Raw genomic sequence first — 15,476 nt, 5'->3', positions numbered from 1 at the left:
AGGGCTGGGGTGAGGGGTGGGTGCTTCCGAAAGCCTGCCCGACTCCCACTCTCAACGCGCTCCTCACCCACGCCATCTCAAGGCATCAATTGTCCAATCAGCGAATCGGACGTACTTCCCATATGTTCGTGGTGCATTTCCGCGGACATGACACGGTTTCGTCCCGCACGTTTTGCCGCATAAAGCGCAATATCCGCACGCCGCAGAATCGCCTCGGTTTCGTTGTCTTCCGGCTGCGATACGGTCACGCCGATCGAAACCGTCAAGGATTGAACCTCGCCTTCGATCCACAGCTGCGCGTTTTCGACCGCAAGCCGAATCCGCTCGCCCAGTACCAGCGCCTCACCCAGACTGGCATCAGGAGAGAGCACCACAAACTCTTCGCCGCCGACGCGACCGATCACATCGCGTCGGCCCAGACTCGCGCGAATACTATCGACCAGCGTGAGCAGCACCTTGTCGCCACCGTCATGGCCGAATCGATCGTTGATGCGCTTGAAGTGATCCGCATCCAGCATCAGTGCAGCAAACGGCCGACCGGTCTGTCGTGACCGATCGAGCAGACTGCTGGCTTTCTCGGCCAATGCGAGGCGGTTGTTGACGCCGGTCAACGGATCGATGCGCGCGACGCGTTTCAAGTCCGCCTGCATCGCTTCGTTGTACATCAACAGAAACCCGATACTGGTAAACGTCGGCTGCATCGCGGTGAGCATCATGTAGATCGTGTTGACCAGCGTGCGATCCAACAGGCCACCCGGCGGCGCCCGGCCAAACAGCAGATCGACGATACGCCAAGCAAGCAAGCCGGCAGATATCGCCAGCACGCCAAGCATGACGCGCTCTGCGTTGGAGCCTCGTTTACGCAGGCAATGACGCAACGGCTTGATCAGAAAGGTTACGTCGACCGCGATGGGCAACGACGCCCACAGCACGCGCACGCGATAGTTGGGCTCCACCATCGCGTACCAGACGATGATCAGCCAGCATACGGCGCTGACAAGCAATACGATGCTCTGTCGCGACGGCGCGCCGAGCAGCATGCGCAATGCACGTACCGTGAGCGCATACGACAGCAAGACCAGCCCATTGGCCAGCACGATGGACCACCAGTCGCCGAGTACGCCACGCAGGCCTAACAACCACCAGCCAGCGGCCTCGAACAGCAGCGCCCAGCCGCGTATGCGCAGGCTCGCCTTGGCGACCCCGGCATAGCTGCGCGTGGCGACCAGCAGCACGATCGCCAGCAAACCGGCTTGTAGCGCGCCCAGTACTGCAATGGACGCCAGGTCGATGGCCATAGGCTCCGTAGGTTCACCTCACGAGCCCCATAACCTAGCGGACCCTTACTATGCTATCGGCTGCATGCGCAGTAACTTGAGGGCCCTTTGGTCGCAAACAACGGCCAGCTTGCTGATTTGTGATGGGCTTTGGACTACTCCAGCACCCGCCACAGGCTCTAAGATCGGCCAACAGTCGGCTACGAGGCAGCGCAGGACACACGGATGGCAAAACTGATTCCAAGCCGTAATAGCTGCCTTTCGCGCATGACCGCCGGCGAGAAGCGTCTCTCCGAGCGCCTGGAGCAGAAGCTCGAGGACGACTATCTGCTCTGGTATGACGTGCCGATCGGGCTCAAGCAGCGCCGACCGGACTTCGTCGTGTTTCACCCGCGCCGTGGCCTGCTGGTGCTGGAAATCAAGGACTGGAAGCCCGATACCATCCGCCACGCCGACACTACCCAGTTCACCCTGGTGACCGACCGCGGCATGGTCAAGGAGACCAACCCGCTGCTGCAGGCGCGCGCGTACGCACTGGAAATCGGCGTGGTCCTGGAGCGCGACCCCGCGCTGCGCCATCCGCCCGGCCATCGGCATGCCGGCAAGCTGATCATGCCCTGGGCCTATGGCGTGGTGCTGGCCAACGTCAGCCGCAAGCAGTTCGACGAGGCCCAACTGGGCGACGTGTTGCCGTCCCATCTGGTGCTCTGCCGCGACGAAATCTACGAGACGGCGGATATCGAGACGTTTCAGGAACAGCTGTGGGCGATGTTTCCCCAGGTCTTTCCTTGCGCGCTGACCTTGCCGCAGATCGACCGCATCCGCTGGCACCTTTTCCCCGAGTTGCGCGTGGAGCTGGGCGAAGGCCAGTTCGGTCTGTTCGCCAACGGCACCTCCAACAGCACCAAACCGGTCGAGATTCCTGACTTGATCAAGGTGATGGATGCTCAGCAGGAACAGCTGGCGCGCTCGATCGGCGACGAGCACCGCATCATTCATGGCGTTGCCGGCTCGGGCAAGACGATGATCCTGGGCTATCGCGCGATCCACCTGGCGCGTTCCCTGTCCAAACCGATCCTCGTCCTTTGCTACAACAAGACGCTTGCCGCACGGCTCGATCAGCTGATGGGCGAGCGCGGCCTGAGCGACAAGGTGCAGGTCTACAACTTCCACAAATGGTGCCGAAAGATGCTGGTGGCCTACCACGTGGAACTGCCGCCCAAGCACGACGATTTCGAAGGCATGGTCGAGCGCGTGATGGCCGGTGTCGAGCGCGGGCAGATTCCGCGCTTTCAGTACGGTGCCGTGCTGATCGACGAAGGGCACGACTTCGAACCGGACTGGTATCGCCTGATCGTGCAGATGGTCGACCCGGATACCAACTCGTTGCTGGTGCTCTACGACGACGCGCAGAACATCTATGGCAAGACGGATCGCCCCAAGTTCACCTGGAAGAGCGTTGGCGTGCAGGCGCAGGGCCGCACGACCATCTTGCGCATCAACTATCGCAACACGATGGAAATCCTGTCGGTCGCGCGGCGCTTCGCCAACGAGTTGCTCGACGAGCATGACGATGACGACGACGGTGTACCGCTGATCGAACCGCAAAGCGCCGGGCGGCGCGGCGCCATACCCGAGTTGATCCGTGTCGAACACGCCGCCGATCAGCTCGGCGCGATCATCGACTGCCTGCGCGATGAGCACGCACAAGGCCGCCGCTACTCGGACATGGCGGTGATCTTTCGCAATCTGTGGGAAGGCGAAAAGTTGCACGAGGCCCTGGACCGCGCGGGCATTCCCAGCCGGCTGGCTGACCGCAACGGCAAGAGCGCGCTGTTCGTCGTCGACGATACGGTCAAGCTGATCACCATGCATTCCAGCAAAGGTCTGGAGTTTCCCATGGTCATCATTCCCGGCCTGGGGTCGCTGCCCAAGCCTGGCAAGGATGAAGCCGAGGAAGCGCGTTTGCTGTATGTCGCCATGACGCGTGCTACCGAGCGACTGGTGTTGATACACCATGAAGATTCGATATTCAGCGCACGCATCCGTTCGTCGATCAACGATGTGCAAGGGCAATTGGCGCAACACGCGCTCGGACATGAAAAGGTGTTGTCCTAACGACAGCTCGCTTGCATGCCAGCGGTGACAGGATCAAAGTGAGCGACGCAGTAAGGTCCCGTTTCACTTTTCATTCACGGGAGTTATTCGATGAAACGCCTTGCTTGGTTAGTGTCCGCCGTACTTGCTTTCGCGCTTCCCGCGTGGGCGCAGGCCGCCGAAGGTATCGTCGTCGCGAACGTCAATCTGCGTGCCGGCCCGGATATCGGTTATCCGTCCATCAACATCGTTCCGGCCGGCGTCCGTGTCGATATCCAGGGATGCATACAGGGTTACGAATGGTGCGATGTCATCGTGGGCCCGGACCGCGGCTGGATCGCAGCGGGCTACCTGCAATACCTGTATCAGAATCAGACCGTCTACGTACAAGACTACGGCCCGCGCATCGGCTTGCCGATCGTGAGCTTCGTGATCGGTACGTATTGGGGCAACTACTACGCCAACCGCCCCTTCTATCGTCAGCGCGATTACTGGTATCGCCGCCCTTACGTGCATCGCCCGCCGCCGCGGCCACCGATACATCGCCCACCGCCGCGTCCGCATCCCGGCTGGGGTGGCGGACATCGCCCGCCGGGGAATGGTCATCGACCGCCAGGCAATGGTCAGCGGCCACCACCGGGCAACGGTCATCGGCCGCCGCCGGGCAATGGCGGCAATCGACCGCCACCTGGTAATGGTCAGCGGCCACCACCCGGTGGGGACCATCGACCTCCCGGTGGTGGTGGAAACCGGCCTTCGCCCGGAGGCGGCAATCGTCCACCGCAGAATGGTGGCAGGCCACCCGGCGGTGGCAATGGAAATCGTCCTCCGCAAGGCGGCAACCGCCCGCGGCCCGAAGCCAAGCCCGCCGGTCAATAAATCTCATGACAAACGCCGCGACTATCGCGGCGTTTGTCATTTACCCCACGGCCACCAGCCTTGTCCTGTCTGCGCGTAGCGATCGGCGGCGCGTTCAAATCGGTTGCGTACGCTTACGCCGCCGCATAGCAAGTACATCGGCAGGAATAGCGGGCCGAGTGCGAGATATTGATATACGTGAGCGCGTTCGTGATCGGCCAGCGAGATTTCTGGCTCGAATCCCATTCCCGCGCGATGGGCGTAGGTGTGACAGGGGCTGTCCAGTTCGTTGCCTGTGTAGAGGATGACGTTACCGAGTGTGAGGGCGCCTCCCGGGCCCCAGGGTAAATGTCTGAAGACCAGGGCGAGTTCTTTACTGCGCCATTGGACGTCCGCGCCGAACAGGAAAGCAATGCAGCCGATGAGGATGCCGAGCATCGTGTTGGGTGATGTCCACATCATGCCCAGGGTGATGGCTGTTTTGCGTGCGGGGCTCATGTGGGGATTTTATCTGCGCGGACGAAGGGAGACTGTTATTTCTCCTACTTCGTCATTCCGGCGTAGGCCGGAAGCGCTTTACAACAGCGAAGCTGGTCACCCAGTGGCGTCAGTGTTTGGTTCTTGCCTGGGTGTTCGGGCGACCTGGCCGCTTACGCAGCGGGCGTTTCACTCGCCTGCCGGCGAGCGAGTCACTTTCTCTTTGCTGGCCCACGCTTGCGCGTAGCGCATGCGAACGGCGAAGCCGGCCCGGAGGGCGGAGGACCTTTAGGTCCGGAGTAAAGAGAAAGTAACCCAAGAGAAATGGCCTGTGGATCAAGGGCTCTGAGCAGCATTGAGGGATAAGACCGTTCATGCCGCCTACTCGAAACGACAGGGGACGCTTCCTGCGCTTCTGAGGTACGCCGAATTGGTGCGCGAGGCGTCGCGGCGCTGAGGACTTAAAGCGTTTGCCCTCTCACCCTCGCCTACCCCTTTCGTCATTCCGGCGCAGGCCGGAGGCGCTTTTCAACAGCGAAGCTGGTCATCCATACCTCAGGGTTTCCGCTTGCGACATGTTGTCTGACGAGCGAAAGACTGAGGAATAGATTCCGGCCTGCGCCGGAATGACGACTAGGGGAGATGGAGCGCGGTTGGGGGTTGAGCTTCGCTCTTGGCAAGCGATGCGCAGCGAGCGGTCAGCTCTTCGGGCCCCTCGGGAGCCGAGTGAGGTTTGGACGATCAGGCCCCGAAGGGGAACTCGGCAGGGACGCCGAGTCCTTTTCGACAGGACAGGGACGTTCCCGGATCAAGTCCGGGACAGGCTCTGTCGAAAAGCCCGGCCAAGCCTCAGGGTCGCGCAGCGACGGCGGACTAGGGGTGTCCTTTCTTTGGTTAGCTTTCTTTACTCCGGGCCTTGCGGCCCTCCGCCCTTCGGGCCGGCTAACGCCGTTCGCACTGCGTGCGTGGATAAGCAAAGAAAGTAACTCGGCGACCGGCAAGTCGGCGAAACACGCCGAAGGCGACTTTCTAGCCTAAGCGCAGAACCAGAGCGACAGACGCTCTCGCGACAACCTACCACCGAAGCCACTGGATCCCCGCCTTCGCGGGGATGACGAGGTTTGGAAGAATGGGGGGAACCATGCTGGCCTATGCAGGAATGACGAGAACGAGAAGTCAGCTAACCACCAGACCATCACTTCTTCGGCGGCACCAGATGCAACCGCGGCGACGTCCGCGCCTGCGGCGACAGCATCCGCTCGATCTCGGCAGGCACCACCGGCCGCGAATACAAATAACCCTGCGCCTCCAGACACCCTGCACGCAACAGGAAATCGTGCTGCTCCTGCGTCTCGATGCCCTCGGCGATCGTCCCCATCCCCAGGCTCTTGGCGATCGCAAGAATCGCCTCGACGATCGCCACGTCATTGCCCTCGCCCGGCAGCCCGGTAACGAAAGAGCGATCGATTTTCAGGTATTCGATCGATGCCAGCTTCAGATAGGCCAACGACGAATACCCCGTACCGAAATCGTCGATCGCAATACCGATACCCAGCGACCGCAAGGTGCGCATGGTGTGCTCGGTTTCTTCGCTCTGTCGGAGAATGGTGCTTTCGGTAATTTCGATCAGCAGGCGCGCGGCCGTAATGCCACTGGCATGCAATGCCTGTCGGGCCGCTTCGGCAAACGAAGCATGGCCAAAAGAGCCGGCCGATACGTTGAAGGCAATGCGAATCGGCGGCAGACGTTGCTGCTCCCACGCGCGGATCTGGTTGCACACCGCCTGCATCACCCAGGCATCGATACGGCGGATCAGTCCCAGGCTTTCGGCCAATGGAATGAATTCGTCCGGCATCAGCTCGCCGCGATCTGGATGCCGCCAACGCAACAAGGCTTCGGCGCCGATGATGCGGCCGGTGCGCAGGTCGATGCTCGGCTGATAGACCAGATAGAACTCGCCACGCGCCAGCGCCAGACGTAGATCGGCACCCAGCAACAGGCGCTTGCGCGCATCGGCGAGCATCAACGGCGTATAGAAGCGATACGCGTTGCGCTCTTCCGTCTTTGCCGCGTACATCGCAGCGTCGGCATGGGTGATCAAGGTGATCGGGTTGCTGCCGTCGAGCGGATAGCCCGCGATACCGATACTGGCGCTCAGTACGATTTCGTAATCGACCACCTGCAACGGCTCCGCCAGCCGTGCTAGCAACCGGTTAGCAAAAGGCGCAGCCTCTTCGCGCGTGCGCAGGCCGGTCAGCAGCACGGTGAATTCGTCACCACCGATACGGCCGGCGACATCGCCCTCGCCCAGCTCGCCGCGGATGCGTTCGGCGACCTTTACCAGCAGGTGATCGCCGATGGCATGGCTATAACTGTCGTTGACGACCTTGAACGCGTCGAGGTCGACGAACAGCACCACCGCCGCACCGTGCTGGCGCGTAGCGATATCGATCGCCCGCGCACAGTGACGCTGGAATTCGTCGCGATTGGCCAAGCCGGTCAGCGGATCGTGCGTCGCCAGGTATTCCAGGCGCTGCCGATCGGCCTTGGTCGCTGTGATATCGGTAAATACCGCCACGTAGTGCTGCACTTCACCATCGGTGTCGCGGATAGCACTGATGCTGAGCCATTCGGGATAGCTGCTGCCGTCGCGGCGACGGCTTTGTACTTCGCCGACCCAGCTGCCACCGCCTTCGATGTCCTTCCAGATGCTTTCCGGCAACGGCTGGCCGTTGGGCAGGCAGCGCGTGGCATCGAAGGGCCGGTTGTGCATGGCTTGTGCGGAATACCCGGTGATACGCGAATGCGCGGCGTTGACGGTGATTACCAGGCGCTTGGCATCGGCGATGATGATGCCTTCGACCACGCTCGCCAGAGCCTCGGCCGCCACTCGGCGCTCCTGCTCCATCGCCATGCGCTCGGAGATATCGCGGATGATCGCCTGACGTACCGAGCGCTCACCCCATGTGGCCAGGCTGCTCTGCGTCTCCACCGGACGATCCTGGCCGTCAGGCCCATGCAAGGCGCTGATCACCGATGCACCGACGAGACGCGCACTGCCCGGCACGAACAGATCGGCGAAACTGCTGCCGATCAGGCTGCTCATGCTCCGTCCGGTCCATTGGGCGGCGGTGCGATTGACGTCGAGGATGCGCCCACTGTGTTCGTCGACCATCACGATCGCGTCGGCGGCGCTGTCGAACAACAGGCGGTAACGTTCTTCGGTACCGCGAATATTGACCAGCACGCGCCGCGCCATGCGCAGCCACAGCATCGAAGCCAGGCAAGCGGCGATCAGTACGCCGATAAACAGCACCCGCCCGAGCCAGGCCGCGCCGTGCGCGATCTCCAGCGAAAAGCGGTTTGCACGTGGCTCGATAAACGTACTCAGCTCGTTGATGCGGCCGCGCTGACGGGTCACTTCCGCTTCGGAAACGCCACCGCTCTGGTAGCCGTGTTGCAACTCGTCAGCGATGCTGCTCAGTTCTTCGATGGGCTTGTCGACCGAGCGCCAGGCGCTCAGCGCCTCGTTCATATAGGGCGCGTTGGACACATACTGGAGCATGAAGATCATGCCCGGGATGGCTTCGGGAATGACGCTGCCGCGCAGAAAATCGTTGGTGACCTGCTGGTGGTCGAATTTGCCGCTGTCGATCGCATCGCGGGCCGCGCGATCGGATCTAAGCACATCATAGTTTCGCCGGAAACTTTCCAGCGATTCGGCATGTCCATCGACCGCGTAGTTGTCCAGGTCGATCACGGCCTGCTTCTGCGCCTTCGACCAAATACTCTCGCCGTTGAGGAAACCGGCGAGAGTGACCTGAACTTGCAGCGCCCCCCAGGTCAAGGCAAGCACTAACGCCATGATGCCGGCCAGCGCATAGACCAGCGGCATCAAGCGTCGAGACAACGGTTTTTGTACTGCGTCTTGGACGTTACGCATCGCGTCCTGTTTCCATTGTCGTTACACCGCAAACCGGCCGATGCGTATCGCCCCTTCACACACTCGTCACGCAGCAGCCTCGCTAACCGCCCACGGATCGCGATGCACATCCATACACCTATCCAGCGTGATGCGCATACTTACATAACTGCGACGCACGCACTCCCCAAGATAGGCAGCTTCAGCCGAAGATGGCGATGCCCCGGCCAGCGTACAGACAATCTCCAACGCTTCCCAGGGATGAGTGTCGTCATAGGCGGCATGTAACTGCAACCAACGCAGGCTTTTGGTCCTGGTCGGTGCCGGCATGCTGTCCGCGTAGGCGGCGCTTGCATACACCAATTGGGACCATTCGCCCGTGGCACCCTCCACGGCATAGTTGGTGGCTACCATACCGGCAGCCAGGGGTCCGTGACTGCTGATTTCTTCACACCAGCGTGCAAGCGTTTCCGAACCGTGCGGCGCCTGGCCGGTCAGCACCTCTTCCCTGGACACACCCGCCCCCTCGGCCCAGCTGAGCCAATGTTCGGCGTGATTTTGCTCCACACGGATGTTTCGGACCAGCCAGCGGCGGGCCATATTGTCGCCCGGGCTGCGGCCAAAGCGGGTCTTGAGCAGGTTCATGGCCATATAGCCCGGGAATCGCTCGATCACCGGCCACACGCCGACCATGAAATGGCGGGTGCCGGTGGCGCCGAGCTTGCCCTCGCACATGGCCGGCCAGATCTCGTGGTCGACCACCCCCTGCTTGGCCTCCTCACACTCCATCACCATGTCCTGCGCCCATTGCGGGTAGCTGGACAGTTCCATCAACGGGCCTGTGCGTTCGAAGCGAACGTTCATATTGCTATCTCCTTCCGAGTCGGTAGCAAGAGGCCCTGTGACCTCCTGCCGGGTTTCCGGTCATAGAAGGTCCTATGACCGATCGTACCCCGGTGCCGCGAACGACACCGGAATTCACGTGACCCTTACCCGACAACGAAGGCAGATCGATGTACTTTGTCTGCGTATACATGCGGGAACCGCCGATGGCGGCGCTCCGCACGCGAGCGCCGATCAAAGCATCGGCAGTTTGAGTCCCTGTTCTTTGGCGCATTGGACGGCCGTGTCATAGCCGGCATCGGCGTGACGCATCACGCCGGTCGCGGGATCGTTCCAAAGGACGCGGGCGATACGCCGGTCGGCCGCTTCGCTGCCGTCACAGACGATCACCACGCCGGAATGCTGCGAGTAACCCATGCCCACGCCACCACCATGATGCAGGCTGACCCAGGTCGCGCCTCCGGCGGTATTGAGCATGGCGTTGAGCAGCGGCCAGTCGCTGACCGCATCGCTGCCGTCGCGCATCGCCTCGGTTTCGCGATTGGGGCTGGCGACCGAGCCGGAATCGAGGTGATCGCGGCCGATAACCACCGGCGCCTTGAGCTCACCCTTGCGAACCATCTCGTTGAACGCCAGACCCAGCTTGTGCCGCTGCCCCAGACCTACCCAGCAGATGCGCGCCGGCAAACCCTGGAAACTGATGCGCTCGCGCGCCATGTCCAGCCAGTTGTGCAGATGCGGATCGTCCGGAATCAACTCCTTTACTTTCTGGTCCGTCTTGTAGATGTCCTCCGGATCGCCGGAGAGCGCTACCCAACGGAACGGCCCCACACCGCGGCAGAACAGCGGCCGCACGAAGGCGGGCACGAAACCCGGGAAAGCAAATGCATCGGCACAGCCTTCGTCCTTGGCCATTTGACGGATATTGTTACCATAATCGAAGGTCGGAATGCCCTGCTTATGGAAAGCGAGCATCGCCTCGACATGCTTGCGCATGGATTGCTTGGCCGCCTTGGCGGTACCGGCCGGGTCGCTCTTGCGCCGCTCGAACCACGCCTCCACCGTCCAGTCTGTGGGCAGATAGCCGTTGACCGGATCGTGCGCACTGGTCTGGTCGGTCACCGCGTCCGGACGCACGCCGCGACGGACCAGCTCCGGCAGAACATCGGCGGCGTTCCCGAGTAGCGCCACCGATACGGCGCGCCCTTCGGCGGTGTACCTGGCAATACGCGCCAGCGCGTCGTCGAGATCAGTCGCCTGTCCATCGATGTAGCGCGTCTTCAGACGGAAATCGATGCGGCTCTGCTGGCATTCGATCGTCAGCGACGACGCACCGGCCAGGCTGGCCGCCAGCGGCTGCGCGCCGCCCATGCCGCCCAGGCCGGCGGTGAGAATCCATTTGCCCTTGAGGCTGCCGCCGTAGTGCTGGCGTCCCATCTCGACAAAGGTTTCGTAGGTGCCCTGCACGATGCCCTGCGAGCCGATATAGATCCACGAACCGGCCGTCATCTGGCCGTACATCATCAGGCCCTTGCGGTCGAGCTCGTTGAAGTGTTCCCAGTTGGCCCATGCCGGCACCAGGTTGGAATTGGCAATCAATACGCGCGGCGCATCCACGTGCGAGGGAAACACGCCCACGGGCTTACCCGATTGCACCAGCAGCGTTTCGTCGTCGTTGAGATCGCGCAAGGCGCGCAGGATCGCGTCGAAGCACTCCCAGTTGCGTGCCGCGCGACCGATACCGCCATAGACGACCAGTTCGGCGGGGTTTTCCGCCACCTCCGGGTCCAGGTTGTTCTGCAGCATGCGAAACGGTGCTTCGCTGAGCCAACTCTTGCAGGACAGCTCGGTACCGCGTGGGGCGCGGATGCTGCGGGTGGTGTCGATACGCGTGGGAGCATTCATGCGAACTGGCCTTGGGAACGGCGGAACAGACCTCCGATTATGAACATCGCCGGCATAAGCTGCCATCTGCACCGCGCCAAAAGGGTGCTCCGGCCCTGTCCAACATTGATGTCCGAAAACGGCCAGTACCGGTGAGCCGCCAGTGCTAGCCTTGCTTTCATGGACACTCGACCGACCATCCCCAGCAGTCCGATACCGCTCGATCGGCAGATCTGCGACCAGGCCAGGATGAGCCGGGACATGCGCTTTGACGGCCTGTTTTTTACCGCCGTGACCAGCACCGGCATCTATTGCCGACCGGTATGCCCGGCACCGTCTCCCAAGCCGCAGAACATTCGCTACTACGCCACGGCGGCTGCCGCCGAGGCAGCCGGGTTTCGCCCCTGCCTGCGTTGTCGACCCGAGCTTTCGCCGGGCAACGACAGCTGGCGGCATGGCGACCACGTGGTCGCGCGTGCCTTGAAGCTGATCGAGCACGGCGAGCTGGAGAGCTTGTCGCTGGAAGACCTTGCACAACGCGTCGGCGTTGGTTCGCGCCAGCTACGCCGCCTGTTCGTCGACAAGCTCGGTGCGCCACCGATTCATGTGCACACGACGCGGCGTCTGTTGTTCGCCAAGCAGTTGCTGACCGAGACGGCCATGCCGATCACCGAGGTGGCCATGGCCTCGGGCTTTGGCAGTTTGCGCAGGTTCAATACCGCGTTCCTGCAAGCCAACCGGATGTCCCCGCGAGAACTGCGACGGCACCCACGCGCGGCGCCCGGCGAAGCGCTGGTGCTGCGCATGGGTTATCGGCCACCGTACGACTTTGCCGCGATCCTGGCGTTTCTGCGCGGGCGTGCGCTGCCTGGCGTGGAAGTGGTCGACGAGCACAGTTATTCGCGCGTGTTCGGTGACGCTGACGCACCGGGCTGGTTGCGCCTGAGTGCATGGCCTGGCGGCGAGCCGGCCCTGCAACTGCAGCTGCATTGCCCGCAGCCGCAACACATGCTGCATGTGATCGGCCGGTTGCGCCGCATGTTCGATCTGGATGCCGATCCGCAGGCGATCAGCGACAGCCTGCGCGGCGATCGCCTGTTGAAACCGATGCTGCGCAAATATCCGGGCCTGCGGCTGCCCGGCGGCTGGGATGGCTTCGAAATTGCCGTGCGCGCGATCCTTGGCCAGCAGGTGTCGGTAGCCGCGGCAAGAACGCTGGCCTCTCGCATCGTGCATCACTATGGCGTGGCGTTGGATGTCCCCGGCCAACCGGGTCTTGAACGATTGTTCCCCGGCCCGGAACGACTGGTCGACGCCGATCTGGCCGCGATCGGGCTGACTCGCGCACGCGCCGACACCGTCCGCGGCATGGCGCGCGCGATGCTGGATAACCGCGTGGATTTTCGCAGCGAACAATCGCTGGACGAGTTCGTCGAACGCTGGGTTGCGTTGCCCGGCATCGGCGAGTGGACGGCTCACTACATGGCAATGCGTGCGTTGAGCCACCCCGATGCATTCCCTGCCGCCGACCTGATCCTGCGCCGCATCGCGGCCGATGGTGGCGATGCGTTGAGCACGAAGGCACTGACCGAACGCGCGCAAGCCTGGCGGCCCTGGCGCGCCTATACCGTGATGCATCTGTGGCGCGCGGCAACCGATGCCGCCATGCAAACCAAGAAGGCGACTGCATGACCTCGACAACGATCTACTACGACGATATGCCCAGCCCCGTCGGTCGGCTGCGCCTGGTGGCCGATGGGGAATGCCTGCGCCAGGTCTGGTTCGAACGGGAACGGCATCCGAAAGCCATGGGCAGCGACTGGGTTCGCAATAGCGATGCGGTGGCCTTTGCACGGGAACAGCTGGAGGAATATTTCGCTGGCATGCGCCAGGCGTTCGACCTGCCGTTACGCCCCCTGGGTACGCCGTTTCAATGCGAAGTATGGAATGCCCTGGCGAACATCTCCTATGCCAGCACCATCAGCTACGGCCAGCTCGCCCAGCGCATCGGCCAACCGCTGGCGGTACGTGCTGTAGGTGCCGCCAACGGACGCAATCCACTACCCATCATTCTGCCCTGCCACCGCGTCATTGGCGCCAACGGCAGCCTCACCGGTTTCGGTGGCGGTCTGCCGACCAAGCGCTGGTTGCTGGCGATGGAGGATCAGGTAGCGCGTGGGGATTTGTTTGGCGGGCGTGCTGCTGCTCAATAGGAAAGGCTGCTGCGAGCACCCAGCCCCGCACCCCAACCCTCTCCCCTGGCTACGCCGGGGGAGAGGGTTGGGGTGCGGGGGGCTTTAAGTCCTCAGCGAAACCTATCGCGAACTACTCCGCGCTGGCGCAGTCACCGGGGGCGGCGTCGCCGCATTCTGATAACGATCCAATAGATCCTGCTGCTGCGCCCGATAGCGATCCTGGTTCGCCTTGTCCGCGTTATCGGCCTGATTCAACAACGCCGGGTTATTCGCATTCGGCAAGCGCGCAGTGTTCTGGATGCCTTGCTGCAGCTGTTGACGTTGTTGCTGCCTTTGCAATTGATCGGTGACCTGCTGCTGTTGCTGCGCCTGCCGGTACTGATACTGCGAGGCCGGCGGCACGATGGCTCGCGGAGCAGGTGCCGCAGGCTTGGGCGGCGGTGACGACGTCTTGGGAGGCTGCGTCTGCGCAAGGACCTGACCCGCTCCCAGCAACAGACAAGCTGCAAGCGCGCGCAAGAAATAGCGCCGAAAAACGATCGGCATCGGACCTGCGGTAACCAGACGTGTAATAGTCATATGAGTACGCGATCATGGAGGGATTGTTTGCGCCAATCTTACGGACCCGCCTATGAAATTCCTGTTTCGCGCGGTGTTGCTTGCCACTGTGGCATTCAGCACCGGTTGTGCCGTTTCGCCCGCCCTGCCGCCCGCTAACACGTCCACTACGGCCTCCGCCGCACCTGCCCCGCTGCTGCTGATCTCCATCGACGGTTATCGCGCCAACTACTTCGACCGCGGCATCAGCCCGACGCTCGCCATGCTGGCGCAGAGCGGCGTCCACGCCGACGCGATGGAACCTTCCTTCCCGTCGCTGACCTTCCCCAACCACTACACCATCGTCACCGGCCTGCGCCCGGATCATCACGGCATCGTCAACAACACGATGACCGACCCGGTGCTGGGCAAGTTTTCGCTGGGCAATCGCGAAGCGGTCGCCGATCGTCGCTGGTGGGACGAAGGCATGCCGCTATGGGAAACCGTGCGCGAGCACGGCATGAAGAGCGCCACGATGTTCTGGCCGGGCTCGGAGTCGGACATCCAGGGGCACCACCCTGATTACTGGAAGCCTTACGACGGCAAGGTCACGCCACCGCAACGCGTCGAGCAGGTTCTGGCGTGGCTCGATCTACCCGCCGACCAGCGCCCGACCTTCCTCACGCTGTACTTCGACGCTGTCGATCACGCCGGGCACGAATACGGCCCCGATACGCCGCAAGTCGATCAGGCCATTCGCGAAACCGACGCAGCCCTGGCGCAGCTCGTGGACGGCTTGAAGCAGCGCAAGCTGCTCGATCGCATCAATATCATCGTCGTGGCCGACCACGGCATGGCAGCTGTGCCGCAAGAAAACAGCATCCTGCTGGACAAGCTGTTTGCCGTTGACGATGTCGATACGGTAAGCCTGGGCGTGCTGGCGGGTTTCAATCCCAAGCCGCACGGACAAAAGGAATTCGCCCGGATCGAAACACAGCTCGAACAGCCGCAGCAGCACATGCAATGCTGGGACAAGACGCGCGTGCCCAAGCGCCTCGCTTATGGCGGCAATGCACGCGTGCCGCAACTGCTTTGCCTCGCCGATGTCGGCTGGCGTATTGCCACCACCGATGCGCTGGCCAAGCGCAAGGGCAAGGTGAGCCTGGGCGAGCACGGTTACGACAATGCCGATCCGCTGATGCGCGCGCTCTTCATCGCGCATGGCCCGTCATTCAAGCAAGGCATTCGCGTCAAGGAATTTCCGAACGTGGACGTCTACCCGCTGATGACCCATCTGCTGCAGGTTCCGGCGGCTCCCAATGACGGCGACTACGATGCCGTCAAGGACATGCTCAAACCCTGAGTCATCCCAATGCGCGACCTCGA

11 protein-coding genes are annotated in these 15,476 nt (G+C 62.4%); 5 read left to right on the top strand and 6 right to left on the bottom strand.

The window, feature by feature from the left end:
* Positions 1–77: 77 nt before the first annotated feature.
* Positions 78–1,298 (bottom strand): GGDEF domain-containing protein, encoded by a 1,221-nt coding sequence (locus tag QMG46_RS11825; RefSeq protein ID WP_281852722.1) that lies wholly within the window; start codon positions 1,296–1,298, stop codon positions 78–80.
* A 204-nt stretch (positions 1,299–1,502) separates the two neighbouring features.
* Between QMG46_RS11825 and QMG46_RS11820 the strand changes: the two genes are divergently transcribed.
* Complete coding sequence (locus QMG46_RS11820; RefSeq protein ID WP_281852721.1) at positions 1,503–3,395, top strand: 3'-5' exonuclease; 1,893 nt, start codon at positions 1,503–1,505, stop codon at positions 3,393–3,395.
* A 90-nt stretch (positions 3,396–3,485) separates the two neighbouring features.
* Entirely contained in the window at positions 3,486–4,253 is a 768-nt protein-coding gene (locus QMG46_RS11815; protein ID WP_281852720.1) for an SH3 domain-containing protein, read from the top strand.
* A 36-nt stretch (positions 4,254–4,289) separates the two neighbouring features.
* On the opposite strand, the gene QMG46_RS11810 is transcribed toward QMG46_RS11815, so the two are convergent.
* The 4 genes from QMG46_RS11810 to hutU form a co-directional block, all read right to left on the bottom strand.
* The gene (locus tag QMG46_RS11810; protein ID WP_281852719.1) at positions 4,290–4,730 is read right to left on the bottom strand and encodes a hypothetical protein; all 441 of its coding nucleotides are present in this window, start codon (positions 4,728–4,730) and stop codon (positions 4,290–4,292) included.
* Between the two features lie 1,174 nt (positions 4,731–5,904).
* Complete coding sequence (locus QMG46_RS11805; protein WP_281852718.1) at positions 5,905–8,652, bottom strand: putative bifunctional diguanylate cyclase/phosphodiesterase; 2,748 nt, start codon at positions 8,650–8,652, stop codon at positions 5,905–5,907.
* A 66-nt stretch (positions 8,653–8,718) separates the two neighbouring features.
* Positions 8,719–9,495: an iron-containing redox enzyme family protein gene (locus tag QMG46_RS11800; RefSeq protein ID WP_281852717.1), complete on the bottom strand. Its 777-nt coding sequence runs from the start codon at positions 9,493–9,495 to the stop codon at positions 8,719–8,721.
* 213 nt (positions 9,496–9,708) lie between these two features.
* Entirely contained in the window at positions 9,709–11,379 is a 1,671-nt protein-coding gene (gene hutU / locus QMG46_RS11795; RefSeq protein ID WP_281852716.1) for a urocanate hydratase, read from the bottom strand.
* 159 nt (positions 11,380–11,538) lie between these two features.
* On the opposite strand from hutU, the gene QMG46_RS11790 reads away from it, so the two are divergent.
* Both QMG46_RS11790 and QMG46_RS11785 read left to right on the top strand, forming a co-directional pair.
* Positions 11,539–13,050 (top strand): DNA-3-methyladenine glycosylase 2 family protein, encoded by a 1,512-nt coding sequence (locus QMG46_RS11790; protein WP_281852715.1) that lies wholly within the window; start codon positions 11,539–11,541, stop codon positions 13,048–13,050.
* The gene (locus tag QMG46_RS11785; RefSeq protein WP_281852713.1) at positions 13,047–13,571 is read left to right on the top strand and encodes a methylated-DNA--[protein]-cysteine S-methyltransferase; all 525 of its coding nucleotides are present in this window, start codon (positions 13,047–13,049) and stop codon (positions 13,569–13,571) included. Before QMG46_RS11790 ends, QMG46_RS11785 begins: the two co-directional genes overlap by 4 nt.
* A 102-nt stretch (positions 13,572–13,673) precedes the next feature.
* Here QMG46_RS11785 and QMG46_RS11780 read toward each other — a convergent pair whose 3' ends face one another.
* A complete protein-coding gene (locus QMG46_RS11780; RefSeq protein ID WP_281852712.1) occupies positions 13,674–14,132 on the bottom strand; it encodes a hypothetical protein in 459 nt (152 codons plus the stop codon).
* Positions 14,133–14,184: 52 nt separating this feature from the next.
* Between QMG46_RS11780 and QMG46_RS11775 the strand changes: the two genes are divergently transcribed.
* Positions 14,185–15,453, top strand: coding sequence for an alkaline phosphatase family protein (locus QMG46_RS11775; RefSeq protein ID WP_281852711.1), 1,269 nt, complete (start codon positions 14,185–14,187; stop codon positions 15,451–15,453).
* The last annotated feature ends 23 nt before the right edge of the window (positions 15,454–15,476 follow it).

This window comes from Dyella sp. GSA-30 (assembly GCF_027924605.1).
In the GTDB taxonomy this organism is placed as follows: domain Bacteria; phylum Pseudomonadota; class Gammaproteobacteria; order Xanthomonadales; family Rhodanobacteraceae; genus GSA-30.
Note: the sequence above shows the minus strand (reverse complement) of the source record. Positions and strands in the feature narration are given on the sequence as shown.

Coding starts and splice junctions, on each gene's coding strand:
- QMG46_RS11790 (WP_281852715.1), top strand. CDS start 11,539: ATGGACACTCGACCGACCATCCCCAGCAGTCCGATACCGCTCGATCGG.
- QMG46_RS11805 (WP_281852718.1), bottom strand. CDS start 8,652: ATGCGTAACGTCCAAGACGCAGTACAAAAACCGTTGTCTCGACGCTTG.
- QMG46_RS11780 (WP_281852712.1), bottom strand. CDS start 14,132: ATGACTATTACACGTCTGGTTACCGCAGGTCCGATGCCGATCGTTTTT.
- hutU (WP_281852716.1), bottom strand. CDS start 11,379: ATGAATGCTCCCACGCGTATCGACACCACCCGCAGCATCCGCGCCCCA.
- QMG46_RS11800 (WP_281852717.1), bottom strand. CDS start 9,495: ATGAACGTTCGCTTCGAACGCACAGGCCCGTTGATGGAACTGTCCAGC.
- QMG46_RS11785 (WP_281852713.1), top strand. CDS start 13,047: ATGACCTCGACAACGATCTACTACGACGATATGCCCAGCCCCGTCGGT.
- QMG46_RS11815 (WP_281852720.1), top strand. CDS start 3,486: ATGAAACGCCTTGCTTGGTTAGTGTCCGCCGTACTTGCTTTCGCGCTT.
- QMG46_RS11820 (WP_281852721.1), top strand. CDS start 1,503: ATGGCAAAACTGATTCCAAGCCGTAATAGCTGCCTTTCGCGCATGACC.
- QMG46_RS11810 (WP_281852719.1), bottom strand. CDS start 4,730: ATGAGCCCCGCACGCAAAACAGCCATCACCCTGGGCATGATGTGGACA.
- QMG46_RS11825 (WP_281852722.1), bottom strand. CDS start 1,298: ATGGCCATCGACCTGGCGTCCATTGCAGTACTGGGCGCGCTACAAGCC.
- QMG46_RS11775 (WP_281852711.1), top strand. CDS start 14,185: ATGAAATTCCTGTTTCGCGCGGTGTTGCTTGCCACTGTGGCATTCAGC.